We start from the raw sequence: 15,228 nt of genomic DNA, 5'->3' as shown, positions 1-15,228 counted from the left end.
ACTTGAAATTTAAAATTGTATCTAGAGAGGATAAGCGTTCAGAAAAAATAAAAGTAACGATGAAACAATATTTAACAGATTTTGAATTGGAATACGATCGAGAGGAACCTGAAATCGTTATTTCTGTTGGAGGAGATGGAACGTTTCTGGAGGCCTTTCATCGCTACGTCCATCGTTTAAATCGAACGGCTTTTATTGGAGTTCATACTGGTCATCTTGGGTTTTATGCAGATTACACACCAGATGAAATCGAAAAATTAGTGATAGAAATTGCGAAAACTCCATTTCAAGTTGTTGAGTATCCATTACTTGAAGTGATTATAAGAAAAAACTCCGGTGAAAGGGATCGTTTTCTCGCCTTAAATGAATCAATGATTAAAACAGCGGAGGGCTCTGTTGTCTTTGATGTTAAAATTAAAGGGGAGTATTTTGAAACGTTCCGTGGAGATGGAATTTGTATTTCTACACCTTCCGGAAGTACTGCATATAATAAGGCATTAGGTGGTGCCATCATACACCCAGCCATTGAAGCAATTCAATTAACAGAAATGGCTTCTATTAATAATCGGGTTTTCCGTACGATAGGCTCTCCTTTAATTTTGCCAAAACATCATACATGTTTACTGGAACCGAAGAAGGACAAAAGCTTCCTAATTTCCATTGATCATTTTAGTCGAACCTATAATGATGTGAAGTCGATTCAATGTCGGGTGGCGAAAGAAAGAGTACGATTTGCTAGATTTAGACAATTCCCATTTTGGAATCGAGTCAGAGATTCTTTTGTTACGGAAGATGGGAAATAAGAATGAGGCGAAGTAGTTATGAAATGGATGATTAATTCCGAACATGTTGGTATGATGATTCGGGATTACTTAAAGGAATATCAACGTTTTTCTAGAAGAATCTTGACCGCTGTGAAGTTGGAAGGAAAGATTCTTATTAACGGTATTCCACAAACGGTCCGATACAGCTTGAAGGAAGGGGACTTACTGGAAATCTCATTTCCTAAAGAGCAGGTAGGAGAGTACATGGTTAAAGATGAAATGGACTTGTCCATTGTCTATGAAGATGATTCAGTTATCGTGGTGGATAAGCCTGCTGGAATTGCTACCATTCCATCTCTCCATCATCCAACAGGAACCGTTGCTAATGGGATTTTAGGATATTACGAAAAACATAATATCCCTTATACGATCCATGTCGTAACTAGGCTTGATCGGGATACATCTGGTTTGTTATTAATAGCCAAACACCGTTATAGTCATTCCTTATTGTCTACGGCACAGAAAGCGGGAAAAATAAAGAGAAGATATAAAGCATTGGTGGAAGGGGATTTAATGAAAGATAGTGGAACCATAAATGCTCCAATTGATCGGAAAGAGGGTTCCATTATCGAAAGAATGGTGAAGGAAACTGGGAAACGGGCGGTAACTCATTTTAAAGTAGAGAAACGATTACCCTTACATACCTTGGTAAACATTCAACTGGAAACAGGTAGAACACATCAAATTCGTGTCCATTTCTCCCATATAAATCATCCATTAGCGGGGGATGATTTATATGGCGGGAAAACGGATTATATAAAGAGACATGCCTTACATTGCTATAAGCTTGCATTTGAACATCCTTTTACAAAAGAATACATCCAGCTTGAATCTAATTTACCGAGTGATATGAAGGAACTTCTTTGAAAGGTTGTTCAAAAGGACGTTGTGTACTTAGACGACTTCGGTGCTTTACATCCTCCTTTTGAACGTGCACTTTAATCATTATCGAAATAACTAAATTTTTCTTCGACTAGTGGCTGTTCGGATGGGACTGCCACTATCTTTTCTTCTGGCAATTGAAAAGCGGTCAATTTATTACCAAAAACACAACCAGTATCAATGTTGATTGTCTTATTTTTGATACGTGGCTCCATCACAGGAGTGTGACCATAGACGATCCACCGGTCACCATGGTAGTGTTTGGCCCAATCCCTGCGAAACGGGCGGCCATCAGAATGAAATTCACCAGTGATATCACCGTATAATACGAAGGTTTGTACCTTCTTATCGGTTCTACCAATGTAATCTTCACGTATTCCTGCATGAGCAATAACTGCGGAAACCTCCGGGATTTCTAAATATAATGGAGCTTGTTCATAAAGCGTTCTGAACTGTTTACTTATTATTTTTTGCTCTCTAGTAGATAATGTCTCATATTCTTGAACAGTAGTCTCCAGACCGTGCTTTTGTTGGACTTTGTTCCCTAGAAAAAAGCGATATAATTTGTTACAGTGGTTACCTGGGACGTATTTTGCCCTTTTATGCTCGACAACCATTTGATAGACAAGTCTAATAACTGCTAATGAATCCGGACCTCTGTCTGTTAAATCACCAACAAATGCCGGAATACGACCAGCAGGGTGAACGAAGATATTATTTTCTTTTTGGTAACCGAGTTTTTCAAATAGCGCATGCAATTCATCGATGCAACCATGGATGTCACCAATAACGTCTATTTTCATAAAACTCCTCCTTGCTATCGGTTATTAGATATGTATAAGTTTATCATTGATTAAGTTTATAAGTTTTATTCAAGTAGAAATTCTTGGCAGACAGGCAAAAGTATAGCAAAGGGTTGACGAATGCCAAGTTTTGTGAAAAATCGTAAGTAAAAGTTTCGAATTAGCGGAACAGGGAATAGGTTCTATACTGTTTCGTGAGAGAAAGGAAGTATCCTTATGGAAGAGAGACAAAATAATTACGAAGAAAAATATGAAGAAGAGTATAAAGCGCATTGGGACAAAGTGTACGAAGCGTTAAATGAAGAACAGACAGATGAGTTTAGGGAAAATTTCCTTGAAATGCACCCATATGATCAATCTGTGTTTTTTGTTGATCAATCCCAAGAAAATCGAATAAGAATTTATGCATATTTATCTCCCGATGAATTAGCGGAGATTATGGCAAATATTGATTTGGAAAATACCCCTGGCTATTTTACAGAAATGAATCCAAGGCAAGGGGCGATGATTCTATCCAAAATGCCCGCAGATGATGCGGTGGATATTTTAAATAACATGCATAAAGAAGAGGTTGTTAGCTTCCTTACGATGATGGATCAAGATGCTGCCGCTGAAATTAAGCAACTTCTTCATTACGAGGAGAAAACAGCCGGTAGTATTATGACTACTGAATTTGTCGCTTTATACAAAACAAAAACGGTAGTCGAAGCGATGCAACAATTGAAGGAAGAAGCGCCTGGAGCGGAAACCATTTACTACTTATATGTACTTGATGAAGATAAGCGAATTGTCGGCGTACTATCATTAAGAGATTTGATTGTAGCGGATAATCAGGTAAAAATAGAAGAAATAATGAGTGAAAAGGTGGTCAAGGTTTCTGTTGCAAAAGACCAAGAAGAAATCGCGCAGATGTTCCGAGATTATGATTTCTTAGCACTTCCAGTTGTAGATTTTCAAGATCATTTACTTGGAATTATTACCGTGGATGATATTTTAGATGTTATGGAAGAAGAAGCAAGTGAAGACTTCTCCCAATTAGCCGGTATTTCAGAAGAAGTTAAACCAGATGATAGTCCATTGGATGCGGCAAAAAAACGGCTACCTTGGTTAGTGATTCTTTTGTTTTTAGGAATGTTTACAGCGAGCTTAATCGGTCAATTTGAAGAAACGTTAAATCAAGTTGCCGTGTTAGCTATTTTTATTCCACTTATTGGCGGGATGGCCGGAAATACAGGAACACAAGCACTAGCTGTAGCCATTCGCGGACTATCCAACGGAGAATACGGAAACCAAGGAAAGATGCGACTCATTGTTAGAGAAACAACTACTGGACTAATTACAGGAGCTGTTTGCGGAATCGTCATTGCCATTGTTATTTATTTTTGGAAAGCTGATATATATCTAGGTATTATTGTAGGTGTATCTATCATGGCATCCTTAATCGTTGCGACATTATCTGGGGCACTTGTTCCTATCGTAATGGATCGCTTAAACGTTGATCCTGCGGTAGCTTCTGGCCCATTTATAACCACTATTAACGATATTATTTCTATTTTAATTTATTTTGGAATGGCTACTACTTTTATGAGTTATTTAGTTTCTTGAATAGGAAAGCATGGACCATTAATACGGTTCATGCTTTTTTCTATGTACGTATTAGATAAAAGTAACTGATTTCCCTCAATCCCATATCCCACACAAGATTTCATAGGCAAATACACACTCGGTGAATGAATAACATATATTAGATTGTAAATTGTTATAAGGGAGAGGTTAGTATGGGCAAGGAGAAATATGCGAATGAACCATTGCTTTTTATACAGAAAAATAAAGGCATAACGCACCCAATCGCACCTATGCAGGAGAGTTATGTTACCCCAAAGAAAAAGGCAAAGTCAAAAAAGGAAGTAATAAATAAAGTAAAAGAACCGAGAGTCATGATGGAAGAAGAAGTCACGGCTGAAGAAACAACAGAAGAGAAGCCTATTGAAACCCCTAAAAAGAAATATTCATCAAAAAAGGCTGAAAAAGACGCAGTTGATTCCTCAGAACAGGAAATGGTTACGGAGGAAGAAACGAAAATGAAAAATGAAGTGATGACTGAAACGGTAGAAGACCAGGAACCAGTTAAAGAGAGAAAGCAATTTAAAGATATGAGTATTCGTGAGCGAGTGGAGTATTTTGCTAATACATCGGAATATGCACCAAAAATGAGATGTGAAATAAAAACAAGACAAAGAACGGTTCGTGGAATCATTGTTTCTTTTGAAAATGAAGAAGTTCTGTTCCAAAGCGGAAAGAGAATGCTGCAAATACCTTTTGACGACATAAGATCGATTCGATTGCTTGGATTTTAGAACAAAGGCGCAAGCGACCGTTTAGTGACGTATAGACTGGACTGAGCCGTAGGAGATAAAGGAAACACGACGAACGGAGTGAGTCGATGTTGACTTATCGTACGGAGGTGAAGGAAGTCTACTAGTCACTGGGCGCTGGAGCCGGACGAAAATAAAAGAACACCATGAGTTATTTTCATGGTGTTCCCAATGCATAGTTAGGCGGAGTTTCTGCTGAATTTATATTCTATATGACGGAATTAGTCATTGTTAAAAACGCTAATTGCTGGTAAGCATGTTACGTGGCAGAAGCAGTCAAGATCTACAGTGATGCAGATTCCGGTTGCTTCTAATTTTTTCGTCACTTGGTCGGTTGGATCTTTCAGGCTATCGTGACCACAGCCCTGACCATCTGATAATAGTAATTCTAATACAGCACAGTTATCCTTATCTACAGATTTTACGCGGAAGATGAAGCTTGATATGATTTCCCCCATTCCAAAGTGACCATGCTTCGCTTTCCTCTCAGCACCGAATCCTTTAAAAGGTTTGCAGTCGCAATATAGAATAACAGGTACAGTATCTAGCCCATTTCCATTTTCTTTTTCTCCTAATAAATCACCAATAGATTGCTCACAACCTGTATCACAGCAGTTTTCAACAATATCATTTTGCGCATCAACAATATCTCTTAGGATATCAGCAACGCAATTACCTGACTCAAATTTTTTTCCACAACCCATGATTTGTGTCTCCTTTCATAATTTGTTACTTTTCCCTAATAGAATATGTGGGACTACATTGTTGGTGTGGGCATATACCGATATTTGGCTCTATTTTGTGTAATATATGTCTATTTTCTACCTATTTCATCAACGATTAAAACGATAAGAAAAGGTTGGGCGCCTAATTTGTTGATTGACTGATTCCCACATTATTTTTTTACATAAAATACTAATAAGCGTTGGAAGAAGGGATGGTGAAACTTGAGTAAACGAAAGGTGAACCCTTGGATAGAAAATGTTGGAATCTTAGGTAAGCATTTGGAAAAAAATGAGAAGTGGTTCCAAAGGCCGGAGGAGAAGATAAGGACTTTCGAAAAAAACGCCAATAAGTGGAATGATTCTTTTCTAAAACAAATCCAGCAAATGGAGTCCGTCATGAAACAATTGGAAAAGGCGTTTGAGGAATAATAAAAAGGGGTATGGATAATATAAGTAGACAGAAAAAAGAAATATAAGTATAATTAAAATAATCAGAAAAGTTAAAAGGAGGAGGTTGAGTATGGGATATATTTTGCCAATTAATCATTATCCAGTTAATGATTATCAAATACGTGTGAATTCTACTGAACGAATAGGAGCAACAAGTGTAGAAAAATCGTATAAAGCTGTTCTGGAAAGGCACCATCAAGAAATCCGTAATAGTTACGAACGTTATCACGCTGAAACCACCTCAACAACTCCTAGAAAGAAATTACAGCACGATTATAAAGGTAAGCATTTTCATGCATTAGTTTAAAAAAAGAAAGCGCAAGCGCCCGTTTAGCGACGTACGGACTGGACTGAGCCGTAGGAGATAAAGGAAACACGACGAACGGAGTGAGTCGATGTTGACTTATCGTACGAAGGTGAAGGAAGTCTCGCTAGTCGCTGGGCGCTGGAGCTGGACGACAAGAAATGGGATGTCCATTAGCCATCCCATTTCGTATGATTTCGATTTAAAAATGGATAAATTAATAAATCTTCACCTTTCTCGTATTCTGCGTAAAACACATCTTCTATACGATCAAACCCTTGCGCATTAATTTGCTCCATGACCCACTCTTTTGTTAAATTTTTCTCCCTCAAATTATCCTCAATAAGCTCCCCATCATTAATAAGAGCTGCTGGAAGATTCACTTCTTTTGGACTTAATTTCATATCTTTCCGTGTAGGAGTTTGGTAATCAGATTTTTTCAAAACAGATAATTCACCATTCGCTTCTAAAATTGCAAATTCTACTTCTTGTAAAGTAAACACATCTTTCACTCTTAATAAATGTTGCAATTGATCTAAATCTAAATTGTTTTTCTTCAAGGAATCTCGATACAATTTTCCTTTATGGATAACGACAGAAGGAGAACCTTCGATAAGTGCCCTTGTTCGTTTGAATTTCTGTGTTATTTTTTCCGAAAGCCACATCAGAATTCCGAATAATGCCACAACAAAGGCTATTTCAGGTACACCTGCTTTTTTATCAAATAAAGCGTTACCGACGAGTTCTCCCAGTAGAACAGCAGATACAAAATCAAATGGTGTGATTTGTGACATCGAGGTTTTTCCTAATACTTTAGTTACAATGAATAAGGCAATAAACCCAAAAATAAGATCGATGGACATGGATAAATAATCTGTCATATATTCAATCCCCCAGTTAAAACCGTTTAATAATTAGTGTATCCATTGTATGAAAAGTCATTCGAACCAAAATAAAAAGCACTACATCTATTGATGTAGTGCTTTAAATCATAATTCTTTAATCATTGTAACGTGTGGAATACCCGCGTCCATAAACTCTCCAGATATAGTGTGGTAGCCAAGTTTTTGATAGAAACCTTCAGCGTGTGTTTGTGCATTTAATTTAGCTTTTTTAAAACCTTTTTCTTGCACAACTTTTTCCATTGCTTGTATGATTTCTTTGCCAAAGGATTTCCCACGAGCCTCTTTTAACACACAAATCCTCTCTAATTTCCCATATTCCTCTACGAAGCGAAGACGGCTTGCGGCAACTGGTTTTTCATGATCATAACCGATGAAATGGATTGAACTGCCTTCAAGATCGTCTATTTCTTCTTCAGGAGGTACGTTTTGTTCTTCTACAAATACGATCATTCGTATATCGTAGGCTTGTTGTAATTCTTCTTCTGATTCTACAATTTTGACGTTCATATAAATTCCTTTCCGAAAACAAATGTTTCATAAACGGTCCAAGATTCATTTTCTAACTGATATAAAAGTTGAAAACGATCTATCGTATCTTCAAACGTAAATTTACTCATTTTCAAAGTACCAAAGACATCTGAATACTCATCATCCATTAATTGCTGTCCGATGGTGATATGTGGAACGAAGGAATGCGTCAAATTATTTGTAAGTGTACCTTCTTGCAGCTTTTTCTGTAAATCCATTAATGCTGGAACTGGTTCTACCTTAAAATAAATGGTGTTCGTGACAGGCGCAAACGTACTTACTTTATTAATGTTAATGGTAAATGGTTTTGTTTCGTTTGCAATTTGTTTTAGTTCTGTAACCATATCCTTCAACTCATTTTCCTCCACATGGAATGCTTCCTTCAATGTGATGTGTGGTGGAATTAAGGCATAGTGTGGATCATAACGTTTTCTAAATGAATTTGCCTCATCCTGAATGTTCTTTGATGGAAAGATTGCAATCCCGTATTTCATGCTAGATCCTCCTCATTATTTACGTTTGAATTTTATAACATTATATCAAAACTTTCCTATTCGGAAAACATAGAAATTAATGTTCGTGGCATGTCTTTTTGCCAATATTTCCAAGTGTGGTTACCATCCTCTAACTCATAATATGTGCAATTTGCACCTTTTTCATTTAAAAGGTTATTTAATTCCCGATTTGGAGTGAGTAAATCTTCTATAGTTCCATCAGATAATGGTGCTTCGTCTTCTTTTGTTCCTATTGTATGATAAATATCAAGAGAGGAAAAATTTATTTCAGATTTTTTCACAATGTTTAGTACGGATTCATCGATATATGGTGATTGCATAATAACTTTTCCAAATGTATTCGGATATCTTAATGCTGTCACGAGTGCGAATGTTCCTGCAAGTGAATCTCCCATGAGTGCACGAGTTTTTCCTAGCATGAGGGTCGGAACTATTTCATCTAAAAGGGGAATGACTTCCTTTACAATGAATGTTGTGTATGCTTCATATTCTTCTCCATTTGGATGATATTTTCTCCGTCGATCTGCTCTGTCTTTGTAATGGATTCCGACAAATACGGTATTTGCTATTTCTCCATCGTCGTGAAGTCGATCACTTAATGTAGCGACACGTCCCATTTGGAAAAAGTCATTTCCATCTTGCATCATGCAAATATTGTATTTATATAGTGGTGAAAAGCTTTCTGGTTGGTATATTTTAATTTCCTTAGTTTCATTTAAATACTTGCTGTCTATTTCTTTCGTAATCATTTTTCCTTTTCTTTTCATATTCATGCCCCCAACCTTTTCCTAAATCCTGAGTTCTCAAAGTAGTTTCTCTAAACTTAAGCCTATCATGAATAAGCAAAATATTCTAATTTACGGAGTGGAATAATTGATAATTGAAAATAGGTATTTCATGCATCAGAAATGTTGTTTATATTCGCGATTTAATGGATGATTGTTGACAAACAATCATAATTTAGGTAAGTTGTTAGTATATAAACGTATGTTTTTGTGTTGTATATAAATAATATTTGTGTTTTAGGGGTGGAGATATGGAAAATGTATTCGATTATGAAGATATTCAATTAATTCCTGCAAAGTGTATTGTGGAAAGTCGTTCCGAATGTGATACAACTGTAAGGTTAGGAAATCGTACTTTTAAATTACCAGTGGTTCCAGCAAATATGCAAACCATTATAGATGAAGAACTTGCAATTTATTTGGCAGAAAAAGGTTATTTTTACATTATGCATCGATTCCAACCAGAAAGAAGAATAGATTTCATTAAAGATATGAATAAGCGTGGATTGTATTCTTCTGTTAGTGTCGGGGTAAAAGAGGAAGAATATCGTTTTGTTGAACAAATGAAAGAAGAGGGACTTTCCCCTGAATATATTACGATTGATATTGCGCATGGTCATTCCAATCAGGTTATTGCCATGGTGCAACACATTAAAAAACATTTACCAGAAAGCTTTGTTATTGCTGGGAATGTTGGAACACCAGAAGCGGTTCGAGAATTAGAAAATGCGGGGGCAGATGCAACTAAAGTTGGAATCGGGCCTGGTAAGGTATGTATTACAAAGATAAAGACAGGTTTTGGTACTGGAGGTTGGCAATTAGCGGCGCTTCGCTGGTGTGCAAAAGCAGCCACAAAACCAATTATTGCTGACGGTGGAATTCGCACGCACGGTGACATTGCAAAATCCATTCGCTTCGGTGCGTCGATGGTCATGATTGGATCCTTATTTGCAGGTCATGAAGAATCGCCAGGTGAAACAGTGGAGAGAGATGGAAAGGTGTTTAAAGAATATTTTGGATCCGCATCCGAATTTCAAAAAGGTGAAAAGAAAAACGTGGAAGGTAAGAAGATGTATGTAGAGTATAAAGGAAGCCTACAAGACACCTTAGACGAAATGGAACAGGATTTACAATCTTCTATCTCTTATGCAGGTGGAAAAGAACTAAAAGCGATACGAAATGTTGACTATGTAGTTGTAAAGAATTCTATATTTAATGGAGATAAAGTGTATTAATAGTAATGAAAAATGAGTGGGATGGGGTATCTCACTCATTTTTCGTTTACTCGTACGGATTTAACAACAATATCAACATTAGAAATTCATATTTATTAATCCCGATAAGGATTGACTTCCTTTTTCACTATTAACTTCCGGTGGCCACACTGAGAGATCAAAAGGAAAGTCTGAGCCTGGAACGACTTTATCTTTTCCGACTGTTTTTATTAACAAATCTAAACTATTTGAATTCCATAATACCGTATCATACCAGAAACGTTTTGCGTATTCAGATGGTGCTGCACTTAGATTTGATGATACATCTTTCCATTGATCATATCCTTTATCCATTCTTCCTAACTGATATGGAAGGAAGCCTCCTCCATGAGCAAAGACGATTTTTATGTCTGGGTATTTGTCAATGAGTCCACTTAAAATGATATCTGTTGCAGTCACGGTTGTTTCCCAAGGTACCCCAATTAAATTCGGCATTTTTTTCGACTTAATTCTAGGATCTGTGCTTAAAAGTGGATGAATAAAAAGAATCGCTTTTAATCGGTTGGCCTCTTCAAATAAAGGAGTGAAGAAGTTATCAGATAGGAGTTTCTCTCCTAATCCTGGGCCTATGATAGCTCCCTTTAAACCCTGATTCATTGCTTCGTTTAAAATAGTTGCAGCCTTTTCAGGTGCAGTTAGTGGTAAGGTTCCAAGAGCAGAAAAACGATCAGGTGAATTGCCTACAATTTCTGCTAAAGAAGAATTATAGATTTGTGAAACCTCTGTAGTTATTTCCGGGCTAAAGTCGTACATAAATAATTGGGGGATAGGTGATAAAACAGAATGAGTAACACCAACATCAACAGATTCTTGTTTATATAAGGTTAAATCGTAAAATGCTGGTTTTAATTCAAATCCCCATTTTCCATTTACAGTTAAAAACTTATGTTTATCAGGTAATTTCTTTTCCCACCTTGCGTGGACTGTTTTTTTATGATCTTGTAACCAAGTTAAAACGTGATTAGGAATAAAATGTGTATGAAAATCGAACAACTATCCTTACCTCCTCATTAAAACATAATTGTTATTTATCATTCTATACTAAATTTTTGCAAAAAAAAGAACATAGTTGCGTATAGAGGAACTGGAAGTTGAAACTGGAATTTTTCATTGGTAACTTTAATTTAGATAGATTGATATATTTTTTATTAGGGGGGAAGCGCTTGCGGATGGAAACGAAAATAAAAACGATTCATTGCCGACATTTTATTAATGGCCAGTTTACTGATTCTCAGAATCTAAAAACTTTCCAAAATATTAATCCTGCAACAGAACAATTAATTGGTACGGTCGCTCAAGCAGGGGAAGAAGAAGTAAATTATGCTGTTGCAGCTGCGAGAAGAGCTTTAGATGGTCCGTGGAAAGATTACACACTACAGGAGCGTTCGAGGATTCTTAGACGAATTGGTGATCTGATTTTAGAAAGAGTAGAAGAACTAGCGTATTTAGAGTCATTAGATACAGGAAAGCCATTATCCTTGGCGAAAAAAATAGATATTCCTCGAGCAGCATATAATTTTCATTTTTATGCGGATTACATGATCTCAATAGGAAATGAAGCTTATCAACAAGATAAGGAAGCGTTTCATTATTCCTATCGACATCCAGTTGGGGTAGTTGGACTGATTAAACCATGGAATTTACCGTTACTCCTTTTAACATGGAAGTTAGCCCCAGCGCTTGCTACAGGAAATACAACCGTTATTAAACCTTCTGAGTGGACACCATTAACTGCTACTGTATTAATGGAAATTTGTCAGGAAGCGGGGTTGCCTAATGGAGTAGTTAATTTAGTTCATGGTTATGGTGCGGATTCTGCTGGTGAAGCAATTTCTAAACACCCGGATGTTGATGCGATCTCATTTATCGGTGAAGTGAAAACAGGTAAGGCAATTATGAAATCTGGTGCGGAATCATTGAAAAAGCTGTCATTTGAATTAGGAGGAAAAAATCCGAATATCATTTTTGCGGATGCAGACGTTGATGAGGTAATTGAAACTACGATTAAATCAAGTTTCATTAGCCAAGGTGAAGTTTGCTTATGTGGATCCCGAATTTATGTAGAACGACCAATTTATGAAGAATTTGTCAGGAAGTTTGCTGAACGAACAAAAGAATTAAAAGTAGAGAATCCGTTGCATGAAGATACAGATATTGGCGCTCTAATTAGTAAGGAACATTATGAAAGCGTTATAAATTACTTGGCAATTGCTAAAAACGATGGTGGAGAAATAGTAACAGGTGGGGGCCGCCCGGAAGATTTAGATTCAGGTTATTATATCGAGCCGACCATTATTACTGGACTAGAAAGAACCTCTCGTTGTATTCGCGAAGAAATTTTCGGCCCCATTGTAACCATTACCCCATTTGATATGGAAGAAGAAGTGATTATGCAAGCAAATGATACCCATTATGGTTTAAGTGCCACCATTTGGGCGAATGACATCAAACGTGCTCATCGTGTAGCACAATCCATTCGAGCTGGGATTATCTGGGTGAATACTTGGTTCTTAAGGGATTTGCGAACGCCATTTGGAGGAACGAATCAAAGTGGTATTGGAAGGGCCGGAGGAATGCATAGTCTTGATTTTTATACTGAGTTATCGAATATCACAATTAAACTATAAAAAATTTAGGGGGTTATTCACATGACTATTGAATTGGCAGCATTGGTTCCACATGTACCTAGTATTACACATGAGGAGAAAGTTCCTGAGTTTCAAAGAGAAATGGTAAATGCGATGAAAAAGATAAGTAAGGAAATCGATAAAATTAAGCCAGATGCCATTGTCCTTGTTTCTTGTCATTGGCCATCTACTTTCTTTCACTATGTTGATTGTACATCTGTTCATAAAGGTTCCCTAACAGCGACAGAAGCACCTGATTTAATTAAGGATGTCCCTTATTACTTCCCCGGGGATCCAGAATTAGGAAATCAGCTAGTAGAAGCTGGAATAGAAGCGAACCTGGATGTTAAAGGGGTAGATGATCCATACTTTGTTTGGGATTATGGTAGTGTTGTTCCACTACGCTATCTAACACCGAAGGAAAATATTCCAATTGTGAATTTGTCTGTTACCTTAGCGGCAAGTTTAGAAGAAACAAATAAATGGGGGCAAGTCATCGCTCAAGTCTTAAGAGAAAGTGATAAGAAATATGTCTTTCTGTCCAGTGGTGCTTTATCCCATAATTTAGTAAGAGGACGACATAATGTTCCAACTGTCTCCGAGCATGCACTGGATAAACAGTTTGTTAATTTAGTGAAGAAGAAAGACTATGAATCTGCTTATAATATGCTTCCTGAGTATGCAAGAATGGCAAGAGTAGAATCTGGAGGTCGCCATATCGCAATGCTATTTAGTATGATCGATAAAAGCTGGACACCAAGCTATTTGGCAGATGGTCAATCATCTGGAAGCTGGAATGCATTAATTACGTTTGCAGAAAAGGACTATTCCCACCTAGCTGAATCACCTAAGATTGTTCTTGCATAGTGAAAGAAAATTAGATTTTACTGAAAGAAATCAAAGTAAGGGAGATATTTATATGCGGACAAAAGTAGGGATTATCGGGGCAGGACCTGCGGGGTTAATGTTATCTCACCTTTTACATTTACAAGGGATAGATTCTGTTATTCTTGAAAAGAAATCGAGAGAACAAATTGAAAGCACTATTCGTGCAGGTGTGTTGGAACAAAGTACAATGGATTTATTAAATGAAACTGGTGTCGGCGAGCGTATGATGAAACTTGGTGATCCTCATAAAGGAATCGAATTTCAATTTAATAAGAAACGTCATCGCATCGATTTTGAAAAGCTTACAGGTGGAAAGAAAATTATGGTTTACCCACAACATGAGGTATTAAAGGATTTAATCGCAGCACGCTTAAATACAGGAGGAAGGATTCTATTTAATTCCAAAAATGTAAGCCCTTTCGATATTGATACGAAAGAGCCAAAAATAAGATTTGAGTATGACGGGGAAGAACAAGAATTGATTTGTGACTTCATCGCAGGTTGTGATGGATACCATGGACCAAGTCGTAAAGCAATACCAGAGGAGCTTTTAAAGGAATCTGAATTTGTCCACCCGTTTGGATGGTTAGGTATTCTAACAGAAACACCACCAGCCAATCCAGAGTTGATCTATGCGTATCATGAACGCGGGTTTGCCCTTATAAGTACAAGGACACCAGAAGTGCAGCGTTATTATTTGCAAGTGGATCCTAATGACGATATTAATAACTGGTCTGATGAGCGGATTTGGTCTGAGATACACGCACGAGTGGATTTAGATGATTGGAAAATTGAAGAAGGACCAATATTTCAAAAGAATATTGTGTCGATGAGAAGCTACATTTGTGAAACGATGCAACACGGACGTTTATTCCTTGCTGGCGATGCAGCACATATTGTACCACCAACTGGAGCGAAAGGATTGAACCTTGCGATAGGGGATATCCGCGTATTAGCAGAAGGACTTAAATATTTTTATGAAACAGGTAGTGAGCGAGCACTTGAACAATATTCTGAGGTATGCGTACGCCGTGTTTGGAGAGCCCAACGATTTGCAAGTCAGATGACGAATTTGCTTCATCATCATGATCAGAAATCAGACTTTGAAAATGGAGTGCAACTTGCGGAATTAGAATATATTTCTTCATCAGAAGCGGCATCTAAAACAATAGCTGAAAATTATGCGGACTTAAAAGTAGAATTTCCTAAAGTACCAAATAATGTAGAGTAAATGTTAATAATAATCTGCTACCTAAATGGTGGCAGGTTAACCTTAAAAAACGAAGTAGTCGTACACTTATTGTTTATTGAATATTGCCAATATTTAGGTAATACATGAAACG

Annotated in this window: 17 protein-coding genes; 10 read left to right on the top strand and 7 right to left on the bottom strand. The window is 37.1% G+C overall.

Translation table 11 applies throughout. The features are described from left to right. Positions 1-2: 2 nt before the first annotated feature. Together ACFQ18_RS08440 and ACFQ18_RS08435 are read left to right on the top strand one after the other, a co-directional pair. A complete protein-coding gene (locus ACFQ18_RS08440; RefSeq protein ID WP_047184462.1) occupies positions 3-803 on the top strand; it encodes an NAD kinase in 801 nt (266 codons plus the stop codon). A gap of 18 nt (positions 804-821) precedes the next feature. Beyond that, positions 822-1,691, top strand: coding sequence for an RluA family pseudouridine synthase (locus ACFQ18_RS08435; protein ID WP_204798152.1), 870 nt, complete (start codon positions 822-824; stop codon positions 1,689-1,691). Positions 1,692-1,762: 71 nt separating this feature from the next. Here ACFQ18_RS08435 and prpE read toward each other — a convergent pair whose 3' ends face one another. Then, positions 1,763-2,509: a bis(5'-nucleosyl)-tetraphosphatase PrpE gene (prpE, locus tag ACFQ18_RS08430; RefSeq protein ID WP_204798153.1), complete on the bottom strand. Its 747-nt coding sequence runs from the start codon at positions 2,507-2,509 to the stop codon at positions 1,763-1,765. Positions 2,510-2,725: 216 nt separating this feature from the next. On the opposite strand from prpE, the gene mgtE reads away from it, so the two are divergent. Further along, the gene (gene mgtE / locus ACFQ18_RS08425) at positions 2,726-4,114 is read left to right on the top strand and encodes a magnesium transporter (protein ID WP_204798154.1); all 1,389 of its coding nucleotides are present in this window, start codon (positions 2,726-2,728) and stop codon (positions 4,112-4,114) included. A gap of 173 nt (positions 4,115-4,287) precedes the next feature. Then, the gene (locus ACFQ18_RS08420; protein ID WP_060668592.1) at positions 4,288-4,866 is read left to right on the top strand and encodes a CotO family spore coat protein; all 579 of its coding nucleotides are present in this window, start codon (positions 4,288-4,290) and stop codon (positions 4,864-4,866) included. A gap of 239 nt (positions 4,867-5,105) precedes the next feature. Here the strand turns inward: ACFQ18_RS08420 and ACFQ18_RS08415 are convergent, their stop codons facing one another. Continuing rightward, positions 5,106-5,588 (bottom strand): CotY/CotZ family spore coat protein, encoded by a 483-nt coding sequence (locus tag ACFQ18_RS08415; RefSeq protein ID WP_204798155.1) that lies wholly within the window; start codon positions 5,586-5,588, stop codon positions 5,106-5,108. A gap of 243 nt (positions 5,589-5,831) precedes the next feature. Between ACFQ18_RS08415 and ACFQ18_RS08410 the strand changes: the two genes are divergently transcribed. Next, entirely contained in the window at positions 5,832-6,038 is a 207-nt protein-coding gene (locus ACFQ18_RS08410) for a hypothetical protein (protein ID WP_379566146.1), read from the top strand. 91 nt (positions 6,039-6,129) lie between these two features. Further along, positions 6,130-6,366: a hypothetical protein gene (locus tag ACFQ18_RS08405; protein ID WP_204798156.1), complete on the top strand. Its 237-nt coding sequence runs from the start codon at positions 6,130-6,132 to the stop codon at positions 6,364-6,366. Between the two features lie 170 nt (positions 6,367-6,536). Here ACFQ18_RS08405 and ACFQ18_RS08400 read toward each other — a convergent pair whose 3' ends face one another. From ACFQ18_RS08400 to ACFQ18_RS08385, 4 genes are all read right to left on the bottom strand, one after another. After that, positions 6,537-7,244, bottom strand: coding sequence for a YetF domain-containing protein (locus tag ACFQ18_RS08400; protein WP_204798157.1), 708 nt, complete (start codon positions 7,242-7,244; stop codon positions 6,537-6,539). Positions 7,245-7,352: 108 nt separating this feature from the next. Continuing rightward, complete coding sequence (locus ACFQ18_RS08395) at positions 7,353-7,775, bottom strand: GNAT family N-acetyltransferase (protein WP_047184471.1); 423 nt, start codon at positions 7,773-7,775, stop codon at positions 7,353-7,355. Further along, complete coding sequence (locus ACFQ18_RS08390) at positions 7,772-8,290, bottom strand: YjcG family protein (protein WP_060668587.1); 519 nt, start codon at positions 8,288-8,290, stop codon at positions 7,772-7,774. The genes ACFQ18_RS08395 and ACFQ18_RS08390 overlap by 4 nt, the downstream gene beginning before the upstream one ends. A gap of 56 nt (positions 8,291-8,346) precedes the next feature. Beyond that, positions 8,347-9,078, bottom strand: a complete 732-nt coding sequence (locus tag ACFQ18_RS08385) for an alpha/beta hydrolase (protein WP_204798158.1) — start codon at positions 9,076-9,078, stop codon at positions 8,347-8,349. Positions 9,079-9,347: 269 nt separating this feature from the next. On the opposite strand from ACFQ18_RS08385, the gene guaC reads away from it, so the two are divergent. Then, a complete protein-coding gene (gene guaC / locus ACFQ18_RS08380) occupies positions 9,348-10,331 on the top strand; it encodes a GMP reductase (protein ID WP_047184474.1) in 984 nt (327 codons plus the stop codon). Between the two features lie 78 nt (positions 10,332-10,409). Here guaC and ACFQ18_RS08375 read toward each other — a convergent pair whose 3' ends face one another. Next, positions 10,410-11,363 (bottom strand): amidohydrolase family protein, encoded by a 954-nt coding sequence (locus ACFQ18_RS08375; protein WP_204798159.1) that lies wholly within the window; start codon positions 11,361-11,363, stop codon positions 10,410-10,412. A gap of 176 nt (positions 11,364-11,539) precedes the next feature. Between ACFQ18_RS08375 and ACFQ18_RS08370 the strand changes: the two genes are divergently transcribed. Genes ACFQ18_RS08370 through ACFQ18_RS08360 form a run of 3 tightly spaced genes read left to right on the top strand, consistent with a single transcriptional unit; the run spans position 11,540 to position 15,116 of the window. Continuing rightward, entirely contained in the window at positions 11,540-12,997 is a 1,458-nt protein-coding gene (locus tag ACFQ18_RS08370) for an aldehyde dehydrogenase (protein WP_204798181.1), read from the top strand. 21 nt (positions 12,998-13,018) lie between these two features. Then, positions 13,019-13,864 (top strand): DODA-type extradiol aromatic ring-opening family dioxygenase, encoded by an 846-nt coding sequence (locus tag ACFQ18_RS08365; protein ID WP_204798160.1) that lies wholly within the window; start codon positions 13,019-13,021, stop codon positions 13,862-13,864. A gap of 52 nt (positions 13,865-13,916) precedes the next feature. Beyond that, complete coding sequence (locus ACFQ18_RS08360) at positions 13,917-15,116, top strand: 4-hydroxybenzoate 3-monooxygenase (RefSeq protein WP_204798161.1); 1,200 nt, start codon at positions 13,917-13,919, stop codon at positions 15,114-15,116. Positions 15,117-15,228: the final 112 nt, after the last annotated feature.

The organism is Oceanobacillus caeni, assembly GCF_042678465.1.
Classification (GTDB): Bacteria; Bacillota; Bacilli; order Bacillales; family Amphibacillaceae; genus Oceanobacillus; species Oceanobacillus caeni.
The sequence above is the reverse complement of the archived record's forward strand: the minus strand, read 5'-3'. Positions and strand labels throughout refer to the sequence as shown.

Bases quoted from the DNA above. Each gene is read 5' to 3' on its own strand.
- ACFQ18_RS08435 (WP_204798152.1), top strand. From the start codon at position 822: ATGAAATGGATGATTAATTCCGAACATGTTGGTATGATGATTCGGGAT.
- prpE (WP_204798153.1), bottom strand. From the start codon at position 2,509: ATGAAAATAGACGTTATTGGTGACATCCATGGTTGCATCGATGAATTG.
- mgtE (WP_204798154.1), top strand. From the start codon at position 2,726: ATGGAAGAGAGACAAAATAATTACGAAGAAAAATATGAAGAAGAGTAT.
- ACFQ18_RS08420 (WP_060668592.1), top strand. From the start codon at position 4,288: ATGGGCAAGGAGAAATATGCGAATGAACCATTGCTTTTTATACAGAAA.
- ACFQ18_RS08415 (WP_204798155.1), bottom strand. From the start codon at position 5,588: ATGGGTTGTGGAAAAAAATTTGAGTCAGGTAATTGCGTTGCTGATATC.
- ACFQ18_RS08405 (WP_204798156.1), top strand. From the start codon at position 6,130: ATGGGATATATTTTGCCAATTAATCATTATCCAGTTAATGATTATCAA.
- ACFQ18_RS08400 (WP_204798157.1), bottom strand. From the start codon at position 7,244: ATGACAGATTATTTATCCATGTCCATCGATCTTATTTTTGGGTTTATT.
- ACFQ18_RS08395 (WP_047184471.1), bottom strand. From the start codon at position 7,775: ATGAACGTCAAAATTGTAGAATCAGAAGAAGAATTACAACAAGCCTAC.
- ACFQ18_RS08390 (WP_060668587.1), bottom strand. From the start codon at position 8,290: ATGAAATACGGGATTGCAATCTTTCCATCAAAGAACATTCAGGATGAG.
- ACFQ18_RS08385 (WP_204798158.1), bottom strand. From the start codon at position 9,078: ATGAAAAGAAAAGGAAAAATGATTACGAAAGAAATAGACAGCAAGTAT.
- guaC (WP_047184474.1), top strand. From the start codon at position 9,348: ATGGAAAATGTATTCGATTATGAAGATATTCAATTAATTCCTGCAAAG.
- ACFQ18_RS08370 (WP_204798181.1), top strand. From the start codon at position 11,540: ATGGAAACGAAAATAAAAACGATTCATTGCCGACATTTTATTAATGGC.
- ACFQ18_RS08365 (WP_204798160.1), top strand. From the start codon at position 13,019: ATGACTATTGAATTGGCAGCATTGGTTCCACATGTACCTAGTATTACA.
- ACFQ18_RS08360 (WP_204798161.1), top strand. From the start codon at position 13,917: ATGCGGACAAAAGTAGGGATTATCGGGGCAGGACCTGCGGGGTTAATG.